Annotated in this window: 27 protein-coding genes; 18 read left to right on the top strand and 9 right to left on the bottom strand. The window is 66.0% G+C overall.

Going from position 1 to position 25,144, the window contains the following annotated elements; genetic code table 11:
- Nucleotides 1-469 precede the first annotated feature (469 nt).
- The 10 genes from rplN (at nt 470) to rplO (ending at nt 4,903) form a co-directional block, all read left to right on the top strand.
- The gene (gene rplN / locus M3G03_RS11710) at nt 470-838 is read left to right on the top strand and encodes a 50S ribosomal protein L14 (RefSeq protein WP_259810175.1); all 369 of its coding nucleotides are present in this window, start codon (nt 470-472) and stop codon (nt 836-838) included.
- A 1-nt stretch (nt 839) separates the two neighbouring features.
- On the top strand, nt 840-1,223 hold the full coding sequence (gene rplX, locus M3G03_RS11705) for a 50S ribosomal protein L24 (protein WP_259810172.1): 384 nt from the start codon (nt 840-842) through the stop codon (nt 1,221-1,223).
- 11 nt (nt 1,224-1,234) lie between these two features.
- Nucleotides 1,235-1,891: a 50S ribosomal protein L5 gene (gene rplE, locus M3G03_RS11700; RefSeq protein ID WP_259810179.1), complete on the top strand. Its 657-nt coding sequence runs from the start codon at nt 1,235-1,237 to the stop codon at nt 1,889-1,891.
- A gap of 14 nt (nt 1,892-1,905) precedes the next feature.
- Nucleotides 1,906-2,091: a type Z 30S ribosomal protein S14 gene (locus M3G03_RS11695; RefSeq protein ID WP_259810171.1), complete on the top strand. Its 186-nt coding sequence runs from the start codon at nt 1,906-1,908 to the stop codon at nt 2,089-2,091.
- Between the two features lie 181 nt (nt 2,092-2,272).
- Nucleotides 2,273-2,680, top strand: a complete 408-nt coding sequence (rpsH, locus tag M3G03_RS11690) for a 30S ribosomal protein S8 (RefSeq protein WP_259810170.1) — start codon at nt 2,273-2,275, stop codon at nt 2,678-2,680.
- 23 nt (nt 2,681-2,703) lie between these two features.
- On the top strand, nt 2,704-3,246 hold the full coding sequence (rplF, locus tag M3G03_RS11685) for a 50S ribosomal protein L6 (protein WP_259810168.1): 543 nt from the start codon (nt 2,704-2,706) through the stop codon (nt 3,244-3,246).
- 2 nt (nt 3,247-3,248) lie between these two features.
- Complete coding sequence (gene rplR, locus M3G03_RS11680) at nt 3,249-3,632, top strand: 50S ribosomal protein L18 (protein WP_259810166.1); 384 nt, start codon at nt 3,249-3,251, stop codon at nt 3,630-3,632.
- Nucleotides 3,633-3,658: 26 nt separating this feature from the next.
- Nucleotides 3,659-4,264 (top strand): 30S ribosomal protein S5, encoded by a 606-nt coding sequence (gene rpsE, locus M3G03_RS11675; RefSeq protein ID WP_259810164.1) that lies wholly within the window; start codon nt 3,659-3,661, stop codon nt 4,262-4,264.
- Nucleotides 4,264-4,446: a 50S ribosomal protein L30 gene (gene rpmD, locus M3G03_RS11670; RefSeq protein WP_259810162.1), complete on the top strand. Its 183-nt coding sequence runs from the start codon at nt 4,264-4,266 to the stop codon at nt 4,444-4,446. The genes rpsE and rpmD overlap by 1 nt, the downstream gene beginning before the upstream one ends.
- A 1-nt stretch (nt 4,447) precedes the next feature.
- Nucleotides 4,448-4,903: a 50S ribosomal protein L15 gene (rplO, locus tag M3G03_RS11665; protein ID WP_259810160.1), complete on the top strand. Its 456-nt coding sequence runs from the start codon at nt 4,448-4,450 to the stop codon at nt 4,901-4,903.
- Between the two features lie 96 nt (nt 4,904-4,999).
- On the opposite strand, the gene M3G03_RS11660 is transcribed toward rplO, so the two are convergent.
- The 7 genes from M3G03_RS11660 to M3G03_RS11630 all read right to left on the bottom strand — a co-directional run bounded on the left by M3G03_RS11660 (nt 5,000) and on the right by M3G03_RS11630 (nt 16,756).
- The gene (locus M3G03_RS11660) at nt 5,000-6,442 is read right to left on the bottom strand and encodes an amino acid permease (protein ID WP_259810158.1); all 1,443 of its coding nucleotides are present in this window, start codon (nt 6,440-6,442) and stop codon (nt 5,000-5,002) included.
- Nucleotides 6,443-6,583: 141 nt separating this feature from the next.
- A complete protein-coding gene (pntB, locus tag M3G03_RS11655; RefSeq protein WP_259810156.1) occupies nt 6,584-7,972 on the bottom strand; it encodes a Re/Si-specific NAD(P)(+) transhydrogenase subunit beta in 1,389 nt (462 codons plus the stop codon).
- A gap of 1 nt (nt 7,973) precedes the next feature.
- The gene (locus tag M3G03_RS11650) at nt 7,974-9,521 is read right to left on the bottom strand and encodes a Re/Si-specific NAD(P)(+) transhydrogenase subunit alpha (RefSeq protein WP_259810154.1); all 1,548 of its coding nucleotides are present in this window, start codon (nt 9,519-9,521) and stop codon (nt 7,974-7,976) included.
- Nucleotides 9,522-9,720: 199 nt separating this feature from the next.
- The gene (locus tag M3G03_RS11645; protein WP_259810153.1) at nt 9,721-11,658 is read right to left on the bottom strand and encodes an ABC transporter ATP-binding protein; all 1,938 of its coding nucleotides are present in this window, start codon (nt 11,656-11,658) and stop codon (nt 9,721-9,723) included.
- Nucleotides 11,655-13,001 (bottom strand): ABC transporter permease, encoded by a 1,347-nt coding sequence (locus M3G03_RS11640; protein WP_259810151.1) that lies wholly within the window; start codon nt 12,999-13,001, stop codon nt 11,655-11,657. The genes M3G03_RS11645 and M3G03_RS11640 overlap by 4 nt, the downstream gene beginning before the upstream one ends.
- Entirely contained in the window at nt 12,998-14,560 is a 1,563-nt protein-coding gene (locus tag M3G03_RS11635) for an ABC transporter permease (RefSeq protein ID WP_259810149.1), read from the bottom strand. The genes M3G03_RS11640 and M3G03_RS11635 overlap by 4 nt, the downstream gene beginning before the upstream one ends.
- A 351-nt stretch (nt 14,561-14,911) precedes the next feature.
- The gene (locus M3G03_RS11630) at nt 14,912-16,756 is read right to left on the bottom strand and encodes an ABC transporter family substrate-binding protein (protein WP_259810148.1); all 1,845 of its coding nucleotides are present in this window, start codon (nt 16,754-16,756) and stop codon (nt 14,912-14,914) included.
- Nucleotides 16,757-17,058: 302 nt separating this feature from the next.
- On the opposite strand from M3G03_RS11630, the gene secY reads away from it, so the two are divergent.
- The 3 genes from secY to map are packed head-to-tail and all read left to right on the top strand — an operon-like array spanning nt 17,059 to nt 19,803.
- The gene (gene secY, locus M3G03_RS11625) at nt 17,059-18,366 is read left to right on the top strand and encodes a preprotein translocase subunit SecY (protein WP_259810147.1); all 1,308 of its coding nucleotides are present in this window, start codon (nt 17,059-17,061) and stop codon (nt 18,364-18,366) included.
- Nucleotides 18,363-18,947, top strand: coding sequence for an adenylate kinase (locus M3G03_RS11620; protein ID WP_259810146.1), 585 nt, complete (start codon nt 18,363-18,365; stop codon nt 18,945-18,947). Before secY ends, M3G03_RS11620 begins: the two co-directional genes overlap by 4 nt.
- 4 nt (nt 18,948-18,951) lie before the next feature.
- The gene (map, locus tag M3G03_RS11615; protein WP_259810145.1) at nt 18,952-19,803 is read left to right on the top strand and encodes a type I methionyl aminopeptidase; all 852 of its coding nucleotides are present in this window, start codon (nt 18,952-18,954) and stop codon (nt 19,801-19,803) included.
- A gap of 9 nt (nt 19,804-19,812) precedes the next feature.
- On the opposite strand, the gene M3G03_RS11610 is transcribed toward map, so the two are convergent.
- Complete coding sequence (locus M3G03_RS11610) at nt 19,813-20,973, bottom strand: GNAT family N-acetyltransferase (RefSeq protein ID WP_259810144.1); 1,161 nt, start codon at nt 20,971-20,973, stop codon at nt 19,813-19,815.
- A 73-nt stretch (nt 20,974-21,046) separates the two neighbouring features.
- Here M3G03_RS11610 and M3G03_RS11605 point away from each other — a divergent pair, with 73 nt between their 5' ends.
- The 3 genes from M3G03_RS11605 to M3G03_RS11595 are packed head-to-tail and all read left to right on the top strand — an operon-like array spanning nt 21,047 to nt 24,159.
- Nucleotides 21,047-23,128: a prolyl oligopeptidase family protein gene (locus M3G03_RS11605; protein ID WP_259810143.1), complete on the top strand. Its 2,082-nt coding sequence runs from the start codon at nt 21,047-21,049 to the stop codon at nt 23,126-23,128.
- Entirely contained in the window at nt 23,125-23,775 is a 651-nt protein-coding gene (locus M3G03_RS11600; protein ID WP_259810142.1) for a YigZ family protein, read from the top strand. The genes M3G03_RS11605 and M3G03_RS11600 overlap by 4 nt, the downstream gene beginning before the upstream one ends.
- Nucleotides 23,776-23,784: 9 nt before the next feature.
- On the top strand, nt 23,785-24,159 hold the full coding sequence (locus tag M3G03_RS11595) for a DUF1707 domain-containing protein (protein WP_259810141.1): 375 nt from the start codon (nt 23,785-23,787) through the stop codon (nt 24,157-24,159).
- A 15-nt stretch (nt 24,160-24,174) separates the two neighbouring features.
- On the opposite strand, the gene M3G03_RS11590 is transcribed toward M3G03_RS11595, so the two are convergent.
- On the bottom strand, nt 24,175-24,459 hold the full coding sequence (locus tag M3G03_RS11590; RefSeq protein WP_259810140.1) for a YciI family protein: 285 nt from the start codon (nt 24,457-24,459) through the stop codon (nt 24,175-24,177).
- 145 nt (nt 24,460-24,604) lie between these two features.
- On the opposite strand from M3G03_RS11590, the gene infA reads away from it, so the two are divergent.
- Both infA and rpmJ read left to right on the top strand, forming a co-directional pair.
- Nucleotides 24,605-24,826 carry a translation initiation factor IF-1 gene (infA, locus tag M3G03_RS11585; protein ID WP_203569059.1) on the top strand — a complete coding sequence of 74 codons (222 nt, stop codon included), beginning with the start codon at nt 24,605-24,607 and terminating at the stop codon, nt 24,824-24,826.
- A 153-nt stretch (nt 24,827-24,979) separates the two neighbouring features.
- A complete protein-coding gene (rpmJ, locus tag M3G03_RS11580; RefSeq protein WP_002514836.1) occupies nt 24,980-25,093 on the top strand; it encodes a 50S ribosomal protein L36 in 114 nt (37 codons plus the stop codon).
- Nucleotides 25,094-25,144 lie beyond the last annotated feature (51 nt).

Genomic DNA, 25,144 nt, shown 5'->3' with positions numbered 1-25,144 from the left:
CGTGTTGCGGGGGGCAATTTCTATTTCAGGAACATCTTGTCTTCTTGGCCCTTCTGTTCGCCTCCGCTGGCACGAGATGCTTGAGCAGGGCAGGTCCTCCATGGGTCGTACGTCGGTGAGGCGGCAGCCGACCAGTCCAGCCGGCTCGGTTGACGAGGTCGGCACAGGGCGGGCCAAGCCAGTGTTCAGGTCAGAAGTGTTCAGCAGCTGATTAGGGGCTGCGTCCGCTGTGATGTACGCTGTACAGGTTGCCCGAAGTCTGAGCCCTCGGGAGATGTCGGCTGGTCACCCGCCAGTCCGATGCCGGGGGGAGCTTTCGTCGGAGATCAACGCCCCTGACACCAGCACGCCCTCGGGCGTCCGTGTGCCTCGGGTGCCCACTGGCAACATCCAGCGGGCCGGAAATCTAAGCCGACCAGGCCGCTCGTCCCACGGGGCGTGAGGGAACCGGTCAGGCAGAGGAGAAACAATGATCCAGCAGGAGTCGCGCCTCCGGGTCGCTGACAACACTGGTGCCAAGGAGCTCTTGTGCATCCGTGTTCTCGGTGGTTCCGGTCGCCGTTACGCCTCCCTTGGCGACACCATCGTGTGCTCGGTCAAGGATGCCATCCCCGGTGGCAACGTCAAGAAGGGCGATGTGGTCAAGGCCGTCATCGTTCGCACCGTCAAGGAGAACCGTCGTGCTGACGGTTCCTACATCAAGTTCGACGAGAACGCGGCCGTCATCCTCAAGAGCGACGGTGAGCCCCGCGGTACCCGCATCTTCGGTCCCGTGGCCCGCGAGCTGCGTGACCGTCGCTTCATGCGCATCGTCTCCCTGGCCCCCGAGGTGATCTGAGATGAAGTCCCTCCATGTGAAGAAGGGTGACCGGGTCAAGGTCATCTCCGGCAAGCGCGACGACAAGGGCAAGGTCGGCGAGATCATCGCCGTCGACGTGGAGCGTCAGCGCGTCACCGTCTCCGGTGTCAACGTCGTGACCCGTCACCGTCGTGACTCGGTCAACGGTGCAGGCCAGCAGGTCAAGGGCGGCATCATCAGCTCCGAGGCCCCGATCCACGTGTCGAACGTCCAGCTCGTCACCAAGGTCGACGGCAAGGAGGTCGTGACCCGCGCCGGCTACAAGCGTGAAGAGGTCACCAAGACCCGCCCGGACGGCAGCGAGTACACCACCACGCGTTCGGTCCGTTACCTCAAGAAGGACGAGAAGGGAGCTGACAAGTGAGCGCCGACGTCATCGAGACCCAGGAGACCACGCAGGCTCCTCGCGCCGCCCAGCAGCAGCGTGAGCTTCCCCGCCTGAAGAAGAAGTACCGCGAGCAGATCGCTCCGGCCATGAACGAGGAGTTCAAGTACTCCAACCCCATGCAGATCCCCGGTCTGGTCAAGATCGTGGTCAACATGGGCGTTGGCGAGGCTGCCCGTGACTCCAAGATCCTGGACGGCGCCATCCGCGACCTGACTGCGATCACCGGCCAGAAGCCGCAGGTCACCAAGGCCCGCAAGTCCATCGCGCAGTTCAAGCTGCGTGAGGGTCAGCCCATCGGCTGCCATGTCACCCTCCGCGGGGACCGCATGTGGGAGTTCGCTGACCGCCTGTTGACCCTGGCCCTGCCCCGCATCCGCGACTTCCGCGGCCTGAACGGCAACCAGTTCGACGGCCAGGGCAACTACACCTTCGGTCTCAACGAGCAGGTCATGTTCCTCGAGATCGACCAGGACAAGATCGACCGCGTCCGGGGCATGGACATCACGTTCGTCACCTCGGCCACCACCAACGAAGAGGGCAAGGCACTGCTCAAGCACCTCGGCTTCCCCTTCAAGGCTCAGGACGATCCCAAGAAGGCCCAGCCGAAGCGTGGTCGCGCCTTCTACTCCAAGAAGAAGAAGTGAGCTGAGGAGAACCGATGGCCAAGACTGCTCTGAAGGTCAAGCAGGAGCGCAAGCCCAAGTTTGCCGTTCGTGCCTACACCCGCTGCCAGAAGTGCGGACGCCCGCGCTCCGTGTACCGCAAGTTCGGCCTGTGCCGCATCTGCGTGCGCGAACTTGCCCACAAGGGCGAGCTGCCCGGCGTCACCAAGTCCTCCTGGTGAATTGCTTCGCACCTGCCGTCTCCGCTTCCCGGAGCGGAGGGTGCACCCGGGGATGAGTGGCCAGAGCCACTCCTGATCCCCTGGTCCGGGGCAACACCCGGATCGACACCCCCAACGCAAAGGGTCCGTGTCCGGTGGACCGGAACGTGAAACCGTTGCGAGAAAGAGGCTCACACAAGCCATGACCATGACCGATCCCATCGCAGACATGCTGACTCGTCTGCGCAATGCCAACCAGGCGTACCACGACCAGACGTCGATGCCGCACTCCAAGATCAAGGTCGGCATCGCCGAGATCCTGAAGGCAGAGGGCTACATCAGCGACTACGAGGTCACCGAACCCCGAGAGGGTGAGGTCGGAAAGACCCTCACCATCACCCTGAAGTACGGCGACACCCGCCAGCGTTCCATCGCCGGTGTCCGCCGCATCAGCAAGCCGGGCCTGCGCGTCTACGCGAAGTCCACCGGCCTGCCCAAGGTCCTTGGGGGCCTGGGCATTGCCATCATTTCCACCTCGCAGGGTCTGCTCACTGACAAGCAGGCCCACGAGAAGAGCGTCGGCGGCGAAGTGCTCGCCTACGTCTGGTGACGAGAAGGTAGAGGAGGAACGCAATGTCACGAATTGGCAGGCTCCCGATCACCGTCCCGTCCGGTGTCGAGGTGAAGCTTGACGGCGCCAACGTCGAGGTGAAGGGTCCCAAGGGACAGCTGCACCACGTCGTCCCGGCTCCCATCACCATCAGCAAGAACGACGAGGGCCAGCTCGAGGTCGCTCGTCCCAACGATGAGCGTGAGTCACGTGCGCTGCACGGCCTGACCCGCACGCTGGTCTCCAACATGGTCACCGGTGTCACCGAGGGCTATGAGAAGAAGCTCGAGATCGTCGGCGTCGGTTACCGCGTCATGTCGAAGGGCCCGACCCAGCTGGAGTTCGCACTGGGCTTCAGCCACCCCGTCGTGGTCAACGCCCCCGAGGGCGTCACCTTCGCTGTCGAGTCCCCGACCAAGTTCTCGGTCCAGGGCATCGACAAGCAGGTCGTCGGCGAGGTTGCGGCCAATATCCGCAAGCTGCGCAAGCCCGAGCCCTACAAGGGCAAGGGTGTTCGCTACGCGGGCGAGCACGTCCGTCGCAAGGTTGGAAAGGCTGGTAAGTGACCATGGCCATCATGTTGGGACACAAGAAGGGCCAGGCCCCCAAGGCTGCTTCCCGCCTGCGTCGTCAGGTTCGAGGCCGCAAGCGAATCGCCGGTTCGGCCGAGCGTCCCCGTCTGGTCGTCAACCGTTCCGCACGCCACATCAGCGTGCAGGTCATCGACGACGTTGCGGGCATCACGTTGGCCAGCGCCTCCACCATGGAGGCTGCCCTGCGCACCGCGTCCGGCGACAAGTCGGACAAGGCTGCTGAGGTCGGCAAGCTGGTGGCAGATCGCGCCAAGGCTGCGGGTGTGACCAAGGTCGTCCTGGACCGCGCGGGCAACAAGTACCACGGACGGATCGCTTCGCTGGCTGACGCCGCACGCGAAGCCGGTCTGGACTTCTGAGCAACACGACGAAAGGTAGATGAGCGATGAGTGAAACCGGACGCGGCCAGGGCCGTGGCGGTGAGCGTCGCGGCCGTGATGACCGTCGTGGCCAGGCGCAGAAGCAGCAGCCCGAGAGCCAGTATCTCGAGCGCGTAGTGGCGATCAACCGTGTCGCCAAGGTCGTCCAGGGTGGACGTCGCTTCAGCTTCACGGCCCTCGTGGTCGTGGGAGACGGCGAAGGCACCGTGGGCGTCGGTTACGGCAAGGCCAAGGAGGTGCCCGCGGCGATCGCCAAGGGTGTCGAGGAGGCCAAGAAGCATTTCTTCAAGGTGCCGCTGGTCCAGCGCACCATCCCGCACCCGGTCCAGGGCGAGAAGGCGGCTGGCGTCGTGCTCCTGCGTCCGGCAACCCCCGGTACCGGTGTCATCGCTGGTGGCGCTGTCCGGGCGGTGCTCGAGTGCGCCGGTGTCCACGACGTGCTGTCGAAGTCGCTGGGCTCGCCGAACGCCATCAACGTGGTGCACGCCACCGTTGATGCGCTGAAGCAGCTGGAGATGCCCGAAGAGGTCGCCCGTCGTCGTGGCATGCCGGTCGAGGACGTTGCTCCTGCCGGCCTGCTGAAGTCGGCTCGCGAGGAGGTGGCTCACTGATGGCACGCCTGAAGGTGACCCAGCTGAAGTCGGGTGCCGGCTTCAAGCAGAACCAGAAGGAGACCCTGCGCACGCTCGGTCTCAAGCGCATCGGTGATGTTGTGGTGAAGGAGGATCGTCCCGAGATTCGCGGGATGGTCAACACCGTTCGCCACCTCGTCGCCGTGGAAGAGGTGGAATGAGATGGGCCTGAAGCTTCATCATCTGCGTCCTGCCCCCGGTGCCAAGACCGAGAAGACCCGTGTGGGTCGCGGTGAGGGCTCGAAGGGCAAGACCGCCGGTCGCGGTACCAAGGGAACCGGCGCCCGCAAGAACACCCCCGAGGCCTTCGAGGGTGGCCAGATGCCGCTGCACATGCGTTTGCCCAAGCTGCGCGGCTTCAAGAACCCCTTCCGTGTCGAGTACCAGACCGTGAACGTGGCCAAGCTGGAGGAGCTCTTCCCCCAGGGCGGCGACGTCACCGTGTCCGACCTCGTCGCGAAGGGTGCCGTCCGCAAGGACAGCCTGGTCAAGGTTCTCGGCAATGGCGAGCTGTCGGTGGCTCTCAACGTCACGGCTGACGCCTTCTCGGTCTCCGCCAAAGAGAAGATCGAGAAGGCCGGTGGCACCGCCACCGCGCCTGAGGCCCTCGAGGCCTGATCGGCCGACAAGCACCAAGCGGCCCGTCCCCGATGGGGGCGGGCCGCTTGCTGTCTCCGTGGACGCCGGGAGTTCGCGCGTCCAGCGTTCTCTTCGCTAGTGCATGTAGGCCTCATAGCGCTCCTCTTCCAGCACATGCTCCTGCGGACCCTGCGCCTTCTTCTTGAAGTAGAAGGCGACGGCCAGGATCGCGATCCAGATCGGGCCGATGAAGACGGCGATCCGGTAGTTCTCGTTGAAGTACATGCCCACGGCCACGGCGGCCAGGAAGATGAGTACCGCGATGTTGGCGATCGGGAACAGGGGCATCCTGAACTGCAGGTTCGAGGCGTCCGACCCCAGCCGCCTGCGGAACTTCATCTGGGTGATCATGATCATGGACCAGTTGAAGATGCCCGCGATCAGAGCCACCGAAACGACGTAGAGGAACACCTTGCCCGGCATCACATAGTTCAGCAGGACGGCCAGCGCCGTGACTCCAGAGCTCACCAGCACGCCCACCCAGGGGCTCCCGGCAGCGTTCAACCGGGAGAACGCCTTGGGCGCATTGCCTTGTCGGGACAGGGCGTAGAGCATGCGTCCATTGGCGTAGAGGCCGGAGTTGTAGGCCGACAGGGCTGCGGTCAGGACAACGACATTGAGGATCGTGGCTGCCCCAGCAATGCCGAGCCTGTCGAAGATCGTCACGAAGGGCGACTCGTTCCCGCCCAACCGGTTCCACGGGAAGATCGCGACCATCACGAAGATCGCGCCGGCGTAGAAGATCAGGATCCGGTAGACGACCTGGTTGATCGCCTTGGGGATCGAGCGCTTCGGGTCATCAGCCTCACCGGCGGTGATGCCGATCAGCTCCACCCCGCCGAAGCTGAACATCACCACGACAACGGCAGTCGCCATGCCAGCCAGCCCGTTGGGCATGAACCCGCCCTGCTCCCACAGGTTGTTGATGCCGGTCGGGTCGCCGCCATTGCCCCACCCGAACAGGATGATGCACAGACCGAAGACGATCATCGCGCAGATTGCCAGCACCTTGATGCTGGCGAACCAGAACTCGAACTCCCCATAGGCCCTGACGCTGATCAGGTTGATCGCCGTGATGAGCACCAGGAAGACCAGGCTGGAAAGCCACAGCGGCACGCTGGGGAACCAGTACTGGACGTAGGCACCCACGACCACGAGCTCAGCCATCGACACCGCGATGTAGTTGAACCAGTAGTTCCACCCCGAGAAGAAGCCGGGGAAGTCACCCCAGTTGCGGTAGGCGTAGTAGCTGAAGGCGCCGGAGACCGGGGTGTCCACCGACATCTCGCCGAGGGCGCGCATGATCAGGAAGATCACCGCCCCACCGACCAGGTAGCAGAGCAGCACCGCCGGACCGGCCATGGAGATCGACTCACCGGCACCATAGAAGAGTCCGGTCCCGATGGCGCCGCCCAGGGCGATCAGCTGGATGTGGCGATTCTTGAGGCCGCGATGGAGATCTTCTGGCTCGTCGGCCCGGGGGTTGTCGTCAGTCCCCCTGCTGGCTGTGGTTGACATGTGCGGGAGTGGTTTCAGGTGAGAGGTGAAATGGCGCAAGGGCTTGCGTTCCCACACGATCTCATACCCCGGCACTTACTACGAGATGGGTGCCGGGGTCACTGGGTCGCGGTCGCAGTAGCGCAAGCGATCCTGCCGGACTCAGAGGCTGGCGATGATGTCCTGTACTCGCTGCTTGGCATCGCCGAAGAGCATCACCGTGTTCTCCTTGAAGAACAGCGGGTTCTGCACGCCCGCGTAACCGGGGTTCATCGAGCGTTTGAACACCACCACGGTGCCGGCCTTCCAGACCTCCAGCACCGGCATGCCGGCGATGGGGGAGCCGGGCTCGTCGAGGGCGGCTGGGTTCACGGTGTCGTTGGCGCCGATCACGAGCACGACGTCAGTGTCGTCGAAGTCGTCGTTGATCTCGTCCATCTCGAGGACGATGTCGTAGGGCACCTTCGCCTCGGCCAGCAGGACGTTCATGTGGCCCGGCAGACGCCCGGCGACCGGGTGGATGCCGAAGCGCACCTTCACGCCCCTGGTGCGCAGTGTGCGGGTGAGTTCCGCGACGGGGTACTGGGCCTGCGCAACTGCCATGCCGTAGCCGGGCGTGATGACCACGGACTTGGCCTCGCCGAGCAGGCGGGCGACCTCGTCAGCCTGTGCCTCGCGGTGCTCGCCGTAGTCGCGGGCCTCGCCACCGCCTGCGCCGGCCCCCTCACCGAAGCCGCCGAGGATGACCGAGATGAAGGACCGGTTCATGGCCTTGCACATGATGTAGGACAGGATCGCGCCGGAGGACCCGACCAGGGCGCCGGTGATGATCAGCAGGTCATTGCCGAGCATGAACCCGGCGGCGGCTGCCGCCCAGCCGGAGTAGGAGTTCAGCATCGAGACGACGACCGGCATGTCGCCGCCGCCGATGCTGGCGACCATGTGGAAGCCCAGTGCGAACCCGAGCGCTGCCACCAGCACGAGTGCCCAGATGGTGGGGGAGACCGCGAACCAGGCGCAGCAGGCGAGGGCGAGCAGCAGCATCGCCAGGTTGAGCAGGTTGCGCTGGGGCAACATCAGGGGCTTGGACGCCATCCTGCCGCTCAGCTTGCCGAAGGCCACCACCGATCCGGTGAAGGTGTAGGCGCCGATCAACACGCCCAGCCCGACCTCGACCAGGTGCGCCACGTCGTTCGTGCCGGCGTCCAGGTAGGAACCGAAGCCCACGAGCACGGCGGCCAGACCGACGAAGCTGTGCAGCATCGCGATGAGCTCGGGCATGCCGGTCATCTCCACGCGTAGGGCCCGCCACAGGCCGATGGCCGAACCGACCAGCAATGGCACGAACAGCAGCACCGTGGTCAGCAGCATGCCCCGCTGGGAGGTGTCCAGGGCATAGGCGACAGTCGCGGCTCCGGCGATCGTCATGCCGACCATGCCGGCCAGATTGCCCATCTTGGCGCTCTCGTGACGGCTCAGGCCGGCCAGGGCGAGGATGAACAGCAGCGCCGCCAGCAGGTAGGCGGTTTGGATGATGGAGAGCATCGTCATGTCAGTCCCTCCGGAACATGACCAGCATCTTGCGGGTGACGACGAAGCCACCGGCAACGTTGATGGAGGCGATCAGCACGGCCACCATCGCCAGGACTGTGACGGCCAGGTTCGACGACCCCACCTGCAGCAGGGCGCCGACCATGATGATGCCGCTGATCGCATTGGTCTCGGCCATCAGCGGGGTGTGCAGCGCATGGCTGACATTGCTGATGACGTAGTAGCCGACCACGATGGCGAGCATCAGCACCATGAAGTGGGTCAGCAGGGCAGCGGGCATGAAGGAGCCGAGCACCGCGAACAGCACCAGGCCGAGCCCGACCGAGTAGAGGGTGCGCTGCTGCGTCCGCTTCGCCAGGACAGCGGGGTCGACAGCGGGCTTGACCGGGGCAATCTCGGGCGGTGGCAGGGCTGGGGCTGCCGACACCTTCACCGGGGGAGGCGGCCACAGCACGCTGCCCTGGTGCGACACGGTCATCGCGCGCACGACCTCGTCGTCGAAGTCGAGGACCGGCTGGCCGTCCTTCTCCGGCGTGATCAGCTTCATCAGGTTGACCAGGTTCGTGCCGAACAACTGGGACGCCTGCCGAGGGAGCCGGGCGGCCAGGTCGCTCCACCCCAGGATGGTCACGCCGTTGTCGGTGACCACGCGTTGGTCGGCCACGGTCAACTCGGTGTTGCCGCCGGTGGAGGCTGCCATGTCGATGATGACCGAGCCGGGCTTCATCGCCGCGATCATGTCGGCGGTGAGAAGGCGCGGGGCAGGCCTGCCGCGGATCTGGGCGGTGGTGATGACGATGTCGGCGGCAGCCGCCTCCACGGCGTACATCTGGGCGGCCAGGGCGGCCTGGTCCTGGCTCATCTCCTTGGCGTAACCGTCAGAGGACACCTCTGTGTCCGCGGCGCCGACCTCGACGAATTCTGCGCCCATCGACTCGATCTGTTCGCCCACCTCGGGACGCACGTCGAAGGCGCGAACCTGGGCTCCCAACGCGCCGGCGGTCCCGATCGCGGCGAGCCCGGCCACGCCAGCACCGGCCACGAAGACCTTGGCCGGGGGCATCTTGCCCGCTGCGGTGACCTGGCCGTTGAAGACCCCTCCGAACTCCTCGGCGGCCTCGATGACGGCGCGGTAGCCGGCGATATTGGCCATCGAGCTGAGTACGTCCAGTGACTGGGCACGCGAGATGCGGGGGACCGCATCCAGGCTCATGGCGGTGATACCGGCATCGGCCAGGGCCTGCACCAGCTCGGGGCGGCCCTGCGGGTCGAGCATCGACACCAGCATCGCCCCGCGGCGCATCCTGGCGACCTCCGCAGGTGTGGGCGGGTCGCAGGTGAACACCACGTCCGCTGACCAGGCCTCCTCGGCCGAGCAGATGTGGGCCCCGGCCTCCAGATACGCCTCGTCTCGGAAATCTGACCTCAGGCCGGCGCCCGACTGCACGACCACCTCATAGCCGAGGCGGAGCAGCTGGGCGGTGGTGGTGGGGGTGGCAGCGACGCGGGTCTGGCTCGGGCGGGTCTCCAGGGGAACACCGATCAGCACATGAACCTCCTCGTTCGTCGGAAGGGACTGTCCTCCGTCGCAAGCACCCTAGCCACGCGGCGCGCTGGTGGCGTCCTCGACCCCGGGTAATCCCGACGGCTCGTGAAGGGCCACACATGGCGCTGCCGCTGCAGCGTCCGAGAACAACAGTGGGGGCCCGGGCCGAAGCCCGAACCCCCACTGAGGTCGTTGGATGTGGTCAGCTGACCACATCGCGCAGCATCGCATCGCGGAACTCGCGACGCTCGCGCTGCTTGTGGGGGTCTGGCACGGGCACGGCGGCGATGAGGCGCTTGGTGTACTCGTGCTGGGGGTTGTTGACGATCTCGGCGGTGGGCCCGACCTCGACCAGATGACCGTGGCGCATCACTGCGATGCGCTTGGACAACATCTCCACCACCGCGAGGTCGTGGCTGATGAACAGGCAGGCGAAGCCGTACTCCTCCTGAAGGTTCTGGAAGAGCTTCAAAACGTGGGCCTGGACAGACACGTCGAGGGCCGAGGTGGGCTCGTCGGCGATCAGCAGCTTCGGTTGCAGCGAGAGCGCGCGGGCGATGCCGATGCGCTGGCGCTGGCCACCGGAGAGCTCGTGCGGGTAGCGGTTGCGCATCGCGCGGGGCAACTCGACGCTGTCCAGCAGCTTCTCCACCCGCTCGGACAATGCCTTGCCCTTGAGCTTCTCGTGCAGGAACAGCGGCTCCCCGATCGACTCGCCCACCGGCAGGCGTGGGTTCAGCGAGGAGCCCGGGTCCTGGAAGACGATGCCGACCTCCCTGCGGAAGGGGAACAGCTGCTTGTGCCCGGCCCGGGTGATGTCGCGGCCGTTCACGTGCAGGCTGCCTTCGACCACCGGAAGAAGTGCCACTGCAGCACGACCGATGGTGGTCTTGCCCGAGCCGGATTCGCCCACCAGACCGACGACCTCGCCCGGGTCGACTCTGAGGTTGACGTCGTGGGCCGCGCGGAAGGCCGGCTTGCGCCCCTGCTTGGGGTACTCGATGGCCGCATTCTCGAAGAGGAGCGCCGGGGTGACGTCCGCCGGGCCCTCCATCAGCGGCACCGACTCGCCCTCGCGTGCCACCAGCGTGGTGACGACTGAGTGATCGTGGCCCTCGGTGGAGGAGCCCAGGTGGGGGACCGCGTCGAGCAGCTGGCGGGTGTAGGGGTGCTTCGGGTCGCCGAAGATCTCTGCGGAGGAGCCGCCCTCGACGACCTCGCCGTCCTTCATCACGATGATGTGGTCGGCCATGTCGGCCACCACACCCATGTCGTGGGTGATGAGGATGATGCCGGCGTTGACGCGGTGGCGCAGGTCGCGCATCAGCTTCAGGATCTCGGCCTGGACCGTCACGTCGAGTGCGGTGGTGGGCTCGTCGGCGATCAGTAGCGCAGGCTCGCAGGACAGTGCCTGTGCGATCATGATGCGCTGGCGCTGACCGCCGGAGAGCTGGTGCGGGTAGGAGTTGTAGCGAACCTCGGGCTCGGGGATCTCCACCAGGCGCATCAGCTCCAGCGCCTTCTCCTTGGCGGCATGGGGGCTCATCACGAAGTGCGTGCGCAGGGTTTCCGCGATCTGGAAGCCGACGGTGTACAGCGGGTTCAGCGCTGTCATCGGCTCCTGGAAGATGACGGCGATCTCCTTGCCACGGATGGCGCGCAGCTTGGGGCCCTTCAGGCCGACCAGCTCCACGCCGCGCATTTTCGCCGAACCCGACGAGCGTCCGTTCGGAGGCAGCAGGCCGACCAGAGACATCGACGACTGGGTCTTGCCGGAGCCCGACTCGCCCACGATCGCCAGGACCTCGCCCGCGCGCAGCTGGTAGTTCAGCTTGTTCGCGGCGGTGAACCAGTCGTTGTTGACCCAGAAGTTGACGCTGAGGTCCTTCACGTCGAGGATCACCTCGCCACGGGCCACCTCATTGCGGAGCTCCTCGGGGAGTTCGGTGTCCTCGGGCAACAGGTCGAGATCAGCCTTGACCGCCTCGTCAGTCACCACGTGCCGCTCGGCCGTGGGGTCCACGGGTGCGGATTGGCCGGCGGGCGACGGGTCGGCGTGACGCGGGGTCTCATCCATCAGGTGGTTGCTCTCTGTGCTGGAAGTGCTCAGGTGGTCGGGGGAGTGCTGGTCGTTGCTCATCGCTTCTCCTTCCCGCTCCTGGTGGCGCCCGTGGTCGAGGGGCCGTCAACCTGCGGGCCACCAGTCGGGACGCCAGCAGCTCCGGCTCCCTGCAGTCGTGCCCGCTGGGCGAAGGCACGGTCCATCTTGGCCTGCGAGGGAATGCGCTTGGTGCGTGGGTCGAAGGCGTCCCGGAGCCCGTCGCCGATGAAGTTGATGCTCAGGGCGATCAGGATGATGAACAGGCCGGGCCACCAGAACAGCCACGGGCGGGTGGCGAAGGCGCCCTGATTGGTGGAGATCAACTTGCCGAGCGAGATGTTGGGGCTCTGGATGCCGAAGCCCAGGTAGGACAGGGCGGTCTCCAACACCACAGCGGTCGACATCAGCAGGGTGATGTTGACAATGATGATGCCCATGGCGTTCGGCAGCATGTGCTTGGTGATGATACGGAAGTTGCTCGCTCCCGAGACCCGCGCGGAGTCGACGAACTCGCGTTCACGCAGGGACAGGAATTCCGCGCGCAGCAGACGAGCCATGGAGGGCCACAGGATGAGACCCAGGGCGATCGCCAGCTCCACGGGCATGTAGTCCTGAATGGCGTTGATGACCTTGTCCGGGGCGTTGAGCTTGGCGGGCAGCGTGTAGACCAACTTGCCGAGCACCGCGCCCACCACGATCACTGGCAGGGTGATGACGGTGTCAGTGAGTCGCATCAACAGGTTGTCGACCCAGCCGCGGTAATAGCCGGCCAGCGCACCGATGGTGACGCCGATGATCAGAACGATGATGCCCATGACCAGCATGACCATCAGGGACGTCTGCACGCCCTGCATCACCTGGGCGAAGTTGTCGGCTCCGAGCTCGTCCTGGCCAAAGGGGAACGGTCCGAGCTTGAACCAGCCACCTGCGGAGCCACCCAGCCAGCTGGGGAACTGCAGGGTCGGCTCGCCGCCGTTGACAGGGTCGAAGTACTTGTTGGGGTCCTGGTTGCGCCAGAGACCATTGATCGGTCCCAGGCCCATCGACAGCAGGCTGACGAGGGCGATCAGGAAGAAGGTGATCAGGCCGAAGATGGCTCCCAGGTGACGGCGGAAGCGACGCAGCACAATCTGTCCCTGCGACAGGCCCTGGACCTCCTGGGCCTCACCCACGCCTTCGCCCCGCCCGTGGGCGTCCGTGTCATCGAGCTGCGTGCTGGTGGCCGGGTCCCCGTCCTCCTCGGTCTCCACAGCGCCGATCGAGATGGGGCCCTCCTCGCCGACGAACTCCTCTCCGGCGGGGGAGTGGTCTCCGGGCTGGGAGCGGGTCTCGGCGAGGCGGTCGAGCCGCTCCTCGGAGTTCATGTTCTCGTCGTTGTTCATGCGTTGATCCGAATTCGTGGGTCGAGGAGGCCGTAGAGGATGTCGGCCATGAGGTTGGCGGCCATCGCCAGGGCGCCGGTGATCATCACGTAGATCATCACGGGGTCGATCATGTCGCCGGCGAGGGAGTCAATGAAGAACTTGCCCATGCCGGACCAGCCGAAGATGGTCTCGGTGATGACGGCACCGCCCAGCAGGCTGACGATGTCGACGGGGATGATCGAGGCCAGCGGCATCAGCGCATTGCGCAGGGCATGGCGGACGATGACGACGCGCTCCGACAGACCCTTGGAACGGGCGGTGCGGATGTAGTCCTGTGAGAGAACCTCGAGGGTGGCGCCACGCTCGTAACGCACGTAGCCGGCGAAGGAGATCAACACCAGGGCAATGGTCGGCAGCACCAGGTGCGTCGCCTTGTCGATCTGGCTCAGCCAGTAGTTCTCGTGGAAGCCGGGGGTGACCGAACCGATGGTGGCGATGGGGCGACCGCGGACCTCGGGGTTGTCGAAGTAGATCGACCACCACTGCATCAGCTGGTCCACCCAGATGGTGCCCGCCACGACCAGGCCGGTGATGGCCGCGATGCGCATGGAGACCCCGCGATCATCACCGCCCCACAGCCAGCCGACCAGGCAACCGATGCCGATGGTCAGCAGTATTCCGCCGATCCCCAGGATCGTGCCGAGGGTGACGGAACCGACCACCTGGCTCGCCATGGCGTCCGCCTGGAGGACGAAGAGGTACTGCAGTGGGAAGTACAGGATGGCGCCCAGAACCGCCATGGTGAGGGCCGAGTACAGCGCGCGACGGTTCTTCATGCCTGCAAACAGAATGGTGAACAGGAAGGCGGCAGCGACGCCGACCACGGCCACCCCCACCACGGTCAGGCGGGGGTTCAGAATCCACCCTGACATGATGGCGCCGGCCAGCAGGCCGAGGGTGAGCAGGAAGGCGATCAGGAAGATCGCCAGGCGGCGCTTCAGTGAGCCACCGAGGGCCCCCGTCCAGAACAGTCCGGCGATGAGGCTGAGGGCCAGCAGGAAGGGCCAGTTGGGCACTGGGTCGGCCAGGTAGTCGTTCATGCGAATGGCCAGGTACTCCTTGAGCAGCACGGCGACCCAGAACACTGGCAGGGCATAGAGCACGAAAGACACCAGGGTGATCGCGTAGTCAAACGCCGTGTACTGCCGCAGCGCCGAAACGACACCGATCGTCACACCGATGAGCAGGGCAATGAACGTCGCCGCGAAGACGAGCTGCACCGAGGTGGCCATGGCGCCCGGGAGCAGGGCCTTCACCGGCTGGCCCGTGCGCCAGGCCGTTCCGAAGTCGCCCTGGACGAGGTTGCCCAGCCAGGAGATGTAGCGGTCATACCAGGGGTCATTCAGGCGCAACATGCGCGTGCGCGAGGCGATCAGGTCGGCCTTGTTGAGGGCGGTGGACTCCCGGAGGTCCTTGAGAGGGTCAAGAGCCAGCGTCAGGAGGGCATACGTGACGATCGAGATCGCGAACAGGATTCCAATCGCCGTGACGAACCGCCGCAGCAGGAAGCGAATCATTGAGGGCCTTCAGTGGATGGACCAGCAACCCCGGCCGGGGATGCTGCGAAACGGACGCCCTCGCACCCCCGGGCTGACGCAGTGGTCGAGAGCTTGGGTCGGCGCGAGCGCGTCCTGTGACGGATGCATTCTGCCTCAATGTGGCCACCGAGGCCAGAGCGTGCAGTTACAAACAGGCAACAAATCCTGATGAAGCACCCGGTTGTCAAGGGATTCCACGTTGTGGGACGGCATGTTCGGCCAGTGGATGATTTGCCGTTGACCAGCGCATTCGCCATGCAATGGACGAGGGGCGCCCCGTCGAAACGGGACGCCCCTCGTGGCAATGTTGTGGTGCTTGAGCCAGACGGATCAGGCGACCTTCCACTCCCAGAAGTTCCAGAAGATGGTGGGCGAGATGCTCATCTTGCTGACGCCCTGGATCTTCTCGCTCCAGGCCGAGATGCCGGGGAACTGGAAGATGGTGAGGCCGAAGGCATCGTCAACCAGCTTGGTCTCGATCTGGATCATGAGCTCCTTCTGCTTGGCAGCATCGGTCTCGACCAGCAGCTGGTCGTACAGCTTGTCGACCTCGGGGTTGGAGTAGCCGCCGTAGTTGTTCAGGCCGCCGGTGATGTAGTTGGCCTGCGACTCGGCCACAGCGGTCGAGGTGGACTGCCAGCCGAAGAAGGAGGCGTCGTAGGTCTTGTCGCCCAGCTTCTGGCCCCACTCGGGGTTGCCGTTGTCGACGACCTGGAAGCCGGCCTGCTCAGCCGACGCCTTGATCAGGGCGAACTCGGCCTCGCGGCGCTTGTTGCCCTTGGCGTAGAGGATGCGAACCTTGGGCTTGGCGGCGCCGGCCTCGGCCAGCAGCTTCTTGGCGCCCTCGATGTCGACCTTGCCGTAGGTCTTGTTCATGCCGTTCTTGGCCTCGGTGTCGGCGTAGTTCGGCGAGCCGGGGAGGCTGATGAACGAGTTGCGGACCGTGGCGTCAGGCAGCAGCGGCTTGATGATCTTGTTGACGATCTCTTCGCGCGGGACGGTCATCAGGAAGGCCTGGCGCACCTTGCGGGCCTTCTCCTTGTCGCCACCGTAGGTCTTCGGGTCGAAGGGGCCACCGTTGTTGTAGGTGAGGTCGACGTGCTCGTAGGTGCCTTCGGTGCCGGTTTCGACCTTGATGCCCTTGGCGCCCTGGAGCGACTTCAGGATGTCGGCGGTGGACTGGGGGCTGATCAGCTGGACCTCGTTGTTCTTCAGCGCGGAGACGGCGGCAGCCGGGTCCTCGTTGTAGCGAACGGTGATCTTGTCGACATTGGGCTTGTGGTCGCCCTCGTAGTTCTCGTTGCGCTCGAGCTGGATGTACTGGTCCTTCTTGAAGTCGGTGATCTTCATGGGACCGCTGCCGACGAGGAGGTTCTTGTCCTTCTCGGCGGGCATCGACGTGATGTTCCAATCGGAGTTCCAGGCGTTGGCGAGCTTGGACAGAGTCGCGTTGTCCTTCTTCTTGAAGGCGTCAGCGACGAGCTGCTTGCCCTTGGTGGCGTCCGACTCGCCCAGGGCGCGGGCTGCCACGACGTGGGCCGGGAGGCCGGGGCCGAGCAGGGTCTTCTCCCAGTCAGCGAAGGGCTTGGAGTACTTGTAGGTCAACGACTTGCCGTTGTCGCCGACGACCGGGAACTCCTTGATGAGGGACCAGGAGGGGGAAGAGGAGTCGAAGTAGACCTTGTCGCCAGTGGTCTTCTTCAGGGTGCCGTCCTCGTTCTGGAGGCCCTCCTTCTCCTTCTCGTCGACCGTGTTGTACAGGCCGGAGATGGCGCCGTGGTTGAAGATGATGTCCTCGGCAGTGACCGGGGTGCCGTCAGACCACTTGGCCTTCTCCGACAGGGTCAGCTTGATGGTCAGCGGGTCGTCGGAGACCTTCTCGTACTTGCCGAACGACTCGTTCTTGACCAGGTTCAAGTCCTTGTCGTAGTAGTTGAACCCGTCGTTGGTCATGTAGACGATGTTGGCGTTCGCGGTCGCGTTGCCGAACGAGGTGTTGTTGTTCAGCGAGAACAGCGGCTGGTTCCACATCACGGACACAGAGCCGCCGGACTTGCTGGTGGACTTGCCGGACTCGCCCGACTTGCCGGGCTCCTTCTCCGGGCCGCTGCAGGCGCTCAGCGCCAGCGAACCGGCGACGAGCAGCGCGAAGGCGCTGGTGAGCTTCTTGCTCAAGGTTCCTCCATGGGTCGACCCGCGGTCGTCGCGGGTGGGGGGTACGTGAGCGTCAACCTATCCACGGTTTCGCACGATCCCACAGTCCATGAGGAGGCTGTGAGTTGATTGTTACAAAGCGGCCCGCCGGAGGGCCTTTGGGTCACGAAAGGGTCACGCGGGCAGCACTTCGGTGGATAGGGGGATGGCGCCGGCCCTGATAAGCTGCCGTGGCTGCCATGCTGCCCCCTCGGGGGACGCGGAAGTTGTGCGCCCGGTCGCCGTCGGCGTCCCCGGGAAACGGACCACGAGAGAGACCCTGGATGCTTTCTGCAATCGGCAACGTCTGGAAGACGCCTGAGCTGCGCAAGAAGGTGCTGTTCACCCTGATGATCCTGGCGATCTTCCGTCTTGGTTCGGTCATCCCGACCCCGAACGTGAACCTGGGCCAAATCGACGCCTGTCGCAAGATCGCCGAAACCGGCGCCCAGGCGGGCCTCTACTCGATGATCAACCTGTTCTCGGGTGGATCGCTGCTGAAGCTGTCGATCTTTGCGCTCGGCATCATGCCCTACATCACCTCCTCCATCATCCTGCAGCTGTTGACCGTCGTCGTCCCCCGGCTCGAGGCGCTGAAGAAGGAGGGTGCCGCCGGCACCGCGAAGATCACCCAGTACACCCGCTGGCTGACCCTCTTCCTGGCCGTGCTCAACTCGACCGCCTTCGTGACCCTGGCCGTCAACGGCCAGCTCTTCCCCGGCTGTACCGGCGTGGTCTACTCCACCGACGTCTTTCCCATCATCGTCATGGTGATGACCATGACCGCCGGCACCGCCGTGATCATGTGGATGGGCGAGCTCATCAGCGAACGCGGCATCGGCAACGGCATGTCCATCATGATCTTCACCCAGATCGCGGCCCAGTTCCCGGTCTCGCTGTGGTCGCTCAAGGTCGGACGCCCCGGCGCCAACGGCTGGTTCGTCTTCGGCACCGTCATCCTGATCGGCATGCTGGTCATGCTCGCCATCCTCTTCGTGGAGCAGGCCCAGCGCCGGATTCCGGTCCAGTACGCCAAGCGCATGGTGGGCAAGCGGCTCATCGGTGGAACCACCACCTACATCCCGCTCAAGGTGAACCAGTCCGGCGTGATCCCGGTGATCTTCGCCAGCTCGATCCTGTACCTGCCGGTGCTGTACTCCACCTTCCGCCCCGAGCAGAAGTTCAGCCAGTGGGTGGCCGCCAACTTCACGCGCGGCGACCACTGGGCATACAACCTGGCCTTCTTCCTGCTCATCATCGCCTTCTGCTACTTCTACATCTCCATCACCTTCAACCCGGTGGAGATCAGCGACAACATGAAGAAGTACGGCGGTTTCATCCCGGGCATCCGTGCCGGCAAGCCGACCGAGGACTACCTCGCCTACGTGCTCAGCCGCCTGACCGCTCCCGGCTCCCTCTACCTGGCGATCATCGCGTTGATTCCGACGCTCGCGTTCATCGCCCTTGGTGCCCAGCAGGACTTCCCCTTCGGCGGCACCAGCATCCTCATCATTGTCGGTGTGGCCCTTGACACTGTGAAGCAGATCGAGAGTCAGCTGCAGCAACGCAACTACGAAGGGTTCCTCAAGTGAGACTGCTCATCATGGGTGCGCCCGGGGCCGGCAAGGGCACCCAGGCATCGCGCATCGCCGCGCGCTACGACATCCCCGCCATCAGCACCGGCTCGATCTTCCGCCAGAACATTGCCGAGGGAACCCCGCTCGGCGTGAAGGTCAAGGAGATCATGGACGCTGGGAAGCTGGTCTCCGATGAGATCACTGACCAGATCGTCGCCGACCGCCTCTCCCAGGACGACTGCGCCAGCGGTTGGCTGCTGGACGGCTACCCGCGCAACCTGCACCAGGTCAGCGCGCTGGACGAGGCCGGCCACCAGGTCGACGCCGTCATCTCGCTCCTGGTCGACGAAGAGGACCTGATCCAGCGGCTGCTCAAGCGCGCCGAGATCGAGGGACGCTCAGACGACAACGAGGACACCATCCGCACCCGGATGCAGGTCTACACCGCCGAGACCGAGCCGCTGCTGCAGACCTATGCCGAGCGGGGCCTGCTGGTCGAGGTCGACGGCGAGGGCGAGATCGACGAGGTCACCGAGCGCGTGGTCCGTGAACTTGACGCCTTCCTCTCCGGCAACCGCGGCGAACTGGACGCCTGAGTCCATGGCCCGTCGCGGCATCGAGATCAAGAAGCCCGGCCAACTGCTGGCGATGCGCCGGGCCGGTCTGGTCGTGGCTCGCACCCTGGTACGGGTCGGCCAGGCGGTCAGCCCCGGCATGACCACTGCTGAGCTGGACCAGATCGCCCGCGATGCCCTGGCCGAGCACGGCGCCGGTTCCTCCTTCCTCCACTACGGCGGGGGCTGGGGCGCGCCACCCTACCCCGCGGTCACCTGCATCTCGGTCAACGAGGAGATCGTCCACGGCATCCCGGGCGATCGCGCTCTGGCCGAGGGCGACATCGTCTCGGTCGACTTCGGTGCCCACCTCGACGGCTTCCACGGGGACGCTGCCAGGACCTTCCTGGTCGGTGAGGTTACGCCCGAGGCCCGCGAACTGAGCAGGGTCACCGAGGAGTCCATGTGGGCTGGTATCGGCGCCTACCGTCTCGGGGGTCGCTTGGGGGACATCTCGGCCGCCATCGAGCAGTACATCCTTGCCCACCCGATGGCGTCGGGGGAGGAGTACGGCATCATTCGCGAGTACACCGGTCACGGCATCGGTTCCCAGATGCACCAGGAACCGGATGTGCCCAACTGGGGGCGTGCCGGTCGGGGCCCCAAGCTCGTCGAGGGCATGGTGCTGGCCATCGAGCCGATGTGCACCCTCGGTACCGAGGACACCGTCGAACTCGATGACCAGTGGACGATCGTCACCGCGGACAACTCGCTGGCGTCCCACTGGGAGAACACCGTGACCGCCACCAAGGACGGTTTGTGGGTCCTCACCCTGGAGGACGGTGGCGAGGAGGAACTGACCCGCCGCGGCCTGCCCTTCGGGCCGCTCGCCGACTGACCAGCTCCTTCAGGACAGCTTCTTCTGCCAGGCGCCGCAGACCCCTGCGGTCCGGTAGCCGAGGGACTCGTTGATCGCCCACATGTGGTCGTTCTCCCCCGCATTCCAGGTGTGCACGCGCTCCAACTTCGGCCAGCGGCGGCGGGCTTCGTGCATGGCTGCCAGCTTGATGGCGCGACCCAGGCCGTGGCCGCGGTGGGCCGGCAGCACGACGGTGACGCCCTGCCAGGCCGCCTCGTCCTTGTGCAGGTACTTCGCGAGCGTGGTGCGGGCCACCATCTCGCCCGTCGCCAGGTGACGAGCAGCGACGTTGACGGTGTCGCTGTCCTTGTGGGTGACCTCGTTGCCGGCGAGGACCCGTTCGGCGGTGTAGGTCTCGGGCTGGAAATCCAGCTCGCCGTGCGGCATGGTGGCCTCGAACACGGTGGACAGGTGGGCCACGTCCTCGGCGACTGCTGGGTCCATGCGGCCACACCAGACCTCCAGCGTGTAACCCTCCGGCGCGGCGGGCTCCCCGAACACGCCCAGGTCGCCGTCCATCGGCTGGATGGAGTGTCGCTCGGTCTGCGCGAGGGCGAAGCCGTGCTTCTGCAGGAAGCGGGTGACCTCGTCCTCGACCGGGACGCCGAACGGCCCGTCGGTGGGCATGACCTTCTCGCCCTCGGGAATGCCGAGGTAGTTCGCCCAGCCCGATATCGTCGTCGCACCCCAGGCCCGCGCCAACTGCTCCAGGGCTGCGAGCATGCGGGTGCCGATGCCCTGGTGGCGTCGACCGGCGGCGACCGCAATCTCGACCTCGCTGAGCAGGTGCGGGTTGTCCTCGCGGCTGTTCATCACGTAGCAGCTGGCGACCACCCGCGCATCAGCCAGGTCAGTGGTGGGCACGACGTAGGGCAGGCCCTCGGGGCCATCGACCAGACCGGTGACCTCGCCCTCGAGCGCGATGACCTCGCGCTTGCGGGCGTACTGCTGGTGGAGCAGCCCGTTGAGGTTCGCCTCGGGCAGCTCGGTGAAGTCCTTGTGGCCCAACCGGTCGAACCAGACCTCCTCGGTCATTGCCGAGGCGCGGCGCAAGACCTCCAGGATGGCGCCGGGGTCGCCTCCCTCCGGCGGGGCGTCGAGCAGGCAGATGGTGATCGGCGCGGTCCCGCCGGACGTGGTCTCTGTCATGGGCACCATGCAACCGGAGTGCGGACAACCCGCGCAACGGGTTTTCTTGGACCCCAGTGCTTGGATGGGGTCCATGACCGCACCCCACACCGAGCGCGACGACGTCGTCGAGACCCTGCACGGCCACCAGGTCTCCGACCCCTATCGCTGGCTGGAGGACCCCGACTCCGACCGGACCAGGGCTTGGGTCGAGGCCCAGCGAGAGTGGTGCGAGCAGGTCTTTGCCGACATTCCCGAACGCGCCTGGTTCCAGGAGCGCATGGACCAGCTGGTGCGCCAGGCGCGCGCGTCCACCCCTTGGCATCGCGGCGGCTGGTACCTGCGCCTGGTCAACAACGGCAGCCAGGACCAGGACGTCCTTGTCGGGGCGCGGTCGTTGGACGAACTGGTCTCCTCGCCCAGGGTCCTGCTCGACCCCAACGGCTGGTCGGAGGATGGCACCACCTGCCTGGCGGTGGCCCGGCTCTCCCCGGATGGCCGGCTGCTGGCCCACGGCATCAGTGAGGCCGGCTCGGACTGGACGCGGATCCGGGTCCTGGACATCGAGTCGATGGAACTGCTGCCCGACGACGTGATGGCCAAGTTCAGCTGGCCGGAATGGCTCCCTGATTCCTCCGGCTTCTTCTACACCAGCTTTCCCGACTCCGGGCGTGCTGAGGGGACCGAGACCCAGGCCCTCGCAGAGGGGCACCTGATGCTCCATCGCCTGGGCCGGCAGGACGATGAGGACCTGCTGAGCTTCCCCGAGGATCGCCGGCGCATGATCCACGTCGAGGTCCACCGAGGTTCCTCCCAGGACTGGGCGGTCTGCACCCTGGGTCACGGCACAGCTCGCGAGACCGCCCTGTGGGTGGCCCCGCTGCAGGATGGCGCGCTGGGGGAGTGGATCGAGCTCGAGCCCGACGAGGATGCGGGCCGCTGGACCATCGGCGTCCACGGTGCCGAACTCTTCTGCGTCGTTGACGAGGACGCCCCGAGGCGGCGGGTGGTGGCCTACGACCTCGGCGCCCCGAACGACCCCCCGCGCGTGGTCGTCCCCGAGGGGGAGGCGACGCTCGAGGGAGCGGTGCTCGCCGACGGCGTGCTGGTGGTGTCCAGTCTGGTCGATGCCTCGCCGAACCTGGAGCGCTGGTCAGTCTCCGGCGAGCGACTCGGGCAGGTCGCGGTGACCGGGGGAGCAGTGGTCGGGCTGAACGCCGAACCGGACTCCTCCGAGGTCTTCCTCGGGCTCAGCTCGGTCACCTCCCCGACCGTCGTCCATCGACTGGACGCGTCGAGTGGTGAACTCAGCGAGCTTCCCTCGCAGGCACGCGTCGCGATGCCCGGCGTCCGGGTCGAGCGGCATCGGGCCACCAGTGCGGACGGGACCGGGGTTCCCTACTTCCTGATCACCCCTGAGGTGCCGACCGCGGAAGGGCCCTGTCCCACGCTCCTCTATGGCTACGGCGGCTTCTCCATCCCTGTCCTGGCCGACTACCGCGCCGGATGGGCGGGGTGGTTGGCAGCCGGCGGCCAGCTCGTGATCGCCAACCTGCGTGGCGGTGGCGAGTTCGGCCAGGAGTGGGCCGACCAGGGCAAGAAGACGCACAAGCAGAACGTCTTCGACGACGCCATCGGGGTCGCGGAGCACCTGGTCGCCACCGGGGTGACCACCCCCGAGCAGCTCGCGGTCTACGGCCGCAGCAATGGCGGCCTGCTGGTGGGCGCGGTGATGACCCAACGCCCTGACCTCTTCGCCGCCGCCATCCCTCAGGTGGGCGTCCTGGACCTTCTGCGCTTCCACCTGTTCACCATCGGTGCCGCCTGGGCCAGCGACTACGGCAACCCCGAGGACGCCGAGGACTTCGCCACGGCGCTGGGGTGGTCCCCGCTGCACAACGTGCGCGAAGGGGAGCGCTACCCGGCCACCCTGGTGGTGACCGGCGATCACGACGACCGGGTGGTGCCTGCCCACTCCCACAAGTTCACCGCCGCACTGCAGGCCGTGCAGGACGCCGACCCGCGGCGTCCCATCGCCAGTCGTATCGAGGTCGCGACCGGGCACGGTGCCGGCAAGCCGTTGGGGATGCAGGCCGCGGAGTGGGCCGACGTGCTGGCCTTCGCCGCCCACTTCACCGGGCTGGAGCCGTCGGGTAGCGCAGTGCTGGACCGATGATTCACCAGCTGCGGCCGGCGGCCCCGCGTCGTGCCGAGATCGAGGTGAAGCGCTCACGGTTCCTGGCGCTGCTGGAACCCACTCCCGACGAGGTGGCCGCACGCGCCTTCATCGAGAGCGTCCGCGCCGACCACCCTGATGCCCGCCACCACTGCTCTGCCTTCATCGTGTCCAGCCCGGGGCAGCACGACATCGAGCATTCCTCCGATGATGGCGAGCCCAGCGGCACGGCCGGGCGTCCGATGCTCGAGGTGCTGCGCGGGCACGGGCTGGGGCAGGTCACGGTCGTGGTGGTGCGCTGGTTCGGGGGAGTCCTGCTCGGGACCGGTGGCCTGGTGCGCGCCTACTCCGATGCTGTCCGCGAGGTGCTCGTGGGCCTGGACGTGGTGCGGGTCGAGACGCTGGAAGAACTGGCGGTCACCGTGGACCTCGGGCGGGCGGGTGCGCTCGAGTCCGCCCTGCAGGTGGCTGGCATGGTGCCCCACGAGCGCACCTGGCGGGCCTCCGAAGTGGAGCTGCGGATCGCCGTGCCGGACCCCGATCGGGCCATTGAACAGGTGGCGAGCCTCAGCGGCGGTGCTGCCCACGTCGAGGATGTGGGAATGGTCGAGGCCGAGATTCCCGCCGGGACCCTCACGCGCGGGTAGGCTCGTCATGTGAACAATCTGCCGATCTCGTCGAAGTACCGGAGCCAGCCCGACAAGCCCATCACTGAGGCCGAGCGGGAGGACCTGGCCACGCGCCTCAACGAGGAGTTCGCACGCGGCAAGGTCGACGAGGACGACTACCGCCGGCTGCTGGACGTGGTCTTCGCAGCCCGTACCAATGGCGACCTGGTCCCGGTTGCCGAGGTGCTTCCCGCCCGGGCCACCCACGACCAGCCCGCAATCGTGGCCCAGCAGGGATCAGCCGCACCCGGTGAACTGGTGGCCTCTGGAGGCAACCCCAACAAGCTCGCGCTCGTCGCCGTCGTCGGCGGTGGCATCCTGGCGGTGCTGCTCTTCCTCCTGCTGGCCATCGTCATCTTCTGATCCCGCGACGGGGCCTCAGCGGATCTGGCCGATGACCGGGTCCCACTCCACGATCGAACGCTGCGCGACGATGCCGTTCTTCTGGAAGGGGTCGGCGTCCAGGAGTTCCTCGACCTTCTCGGCGCTGTCCACCCGGAAGATCAGCAGGGCGCTGGCCGGGGTGGTACCGGGGCAGGGACCCGAAGCATAGAGCTCGCCACTGTCGGCCAGACTGGCGAGATGGGCGCGATGCTCGGGGCGCAGCCGGTCGCGGGCGTCCACGTCGTCGGAGTAGGTGTAGGTCACGGCGAAGAAGCTCATGGCTCATCCTCCCACGCCGGGAGCGGCCGTCGGCCTCGATTTGGGTCAGGCGGAAGTGTGGCGTACAGTTGCATGTCGGTCAACCATGGCCACAGACGAGTCTGCCCACCTTCGGAAGGGCAGCCGATCAAGAGATTGGAACGCCTTGGCGAAGAAAGAAGGAGCACTCGAGCTTGAGGGCACCGTGGTCGAAGCCCTGCCCAACGCGATGTTCCGCGTTGAGCTGGCCAACGGTCATCGGGTTCTCGCGACCATCAGCGGAAAGATGCGACAGCACTACATTCGTATCCTGCCCTCTGACCGCGTCGTCGTGGAGCTGTCTCCCTACGATCTGACCCGCGGCCGCATCGTCTACCGACACAAGTGATCCCCGCCCGGTCCGCCGGGAGTTGACCACTTTCTGCTGGAGCGCCGATGTCGGGCGAGGAATCGCCCTGTGCGGACGCGTTTCGGCTCGCATCCATTCACCACGATCGTGGTGGGCCACGGCCCGCCCCGGTTCAGACCAGAAAGTTGCTCGATGAAGGTTCAGCCGAGCGTCAAGAAGATCTGCGACAAGTGCAAGGTGATTCGCCGGCACGGTCGTGTGATGGTGATCTGCGACAACCCGCGGCACAAGCAGCGCCAGGGCTGAGTCCTGGGCCCGCGAGCTCGCACCACCGCAGTCGTTGACTGCTTCTGACAA

The sequence above is a fragment of the Aestuariimicrobium sp. p3-SID1156 genome, from assembly GCF_025144225.1.
Classification (GTDB): Bacteria; Actinomycetota; Actinomycetes; order Propionibacteriales; family Propionibacteriaceae; genus Aestuariimicrobium.
This window is presented reverse-complemented; position numbering and strand designations above follow the sequence as displayed.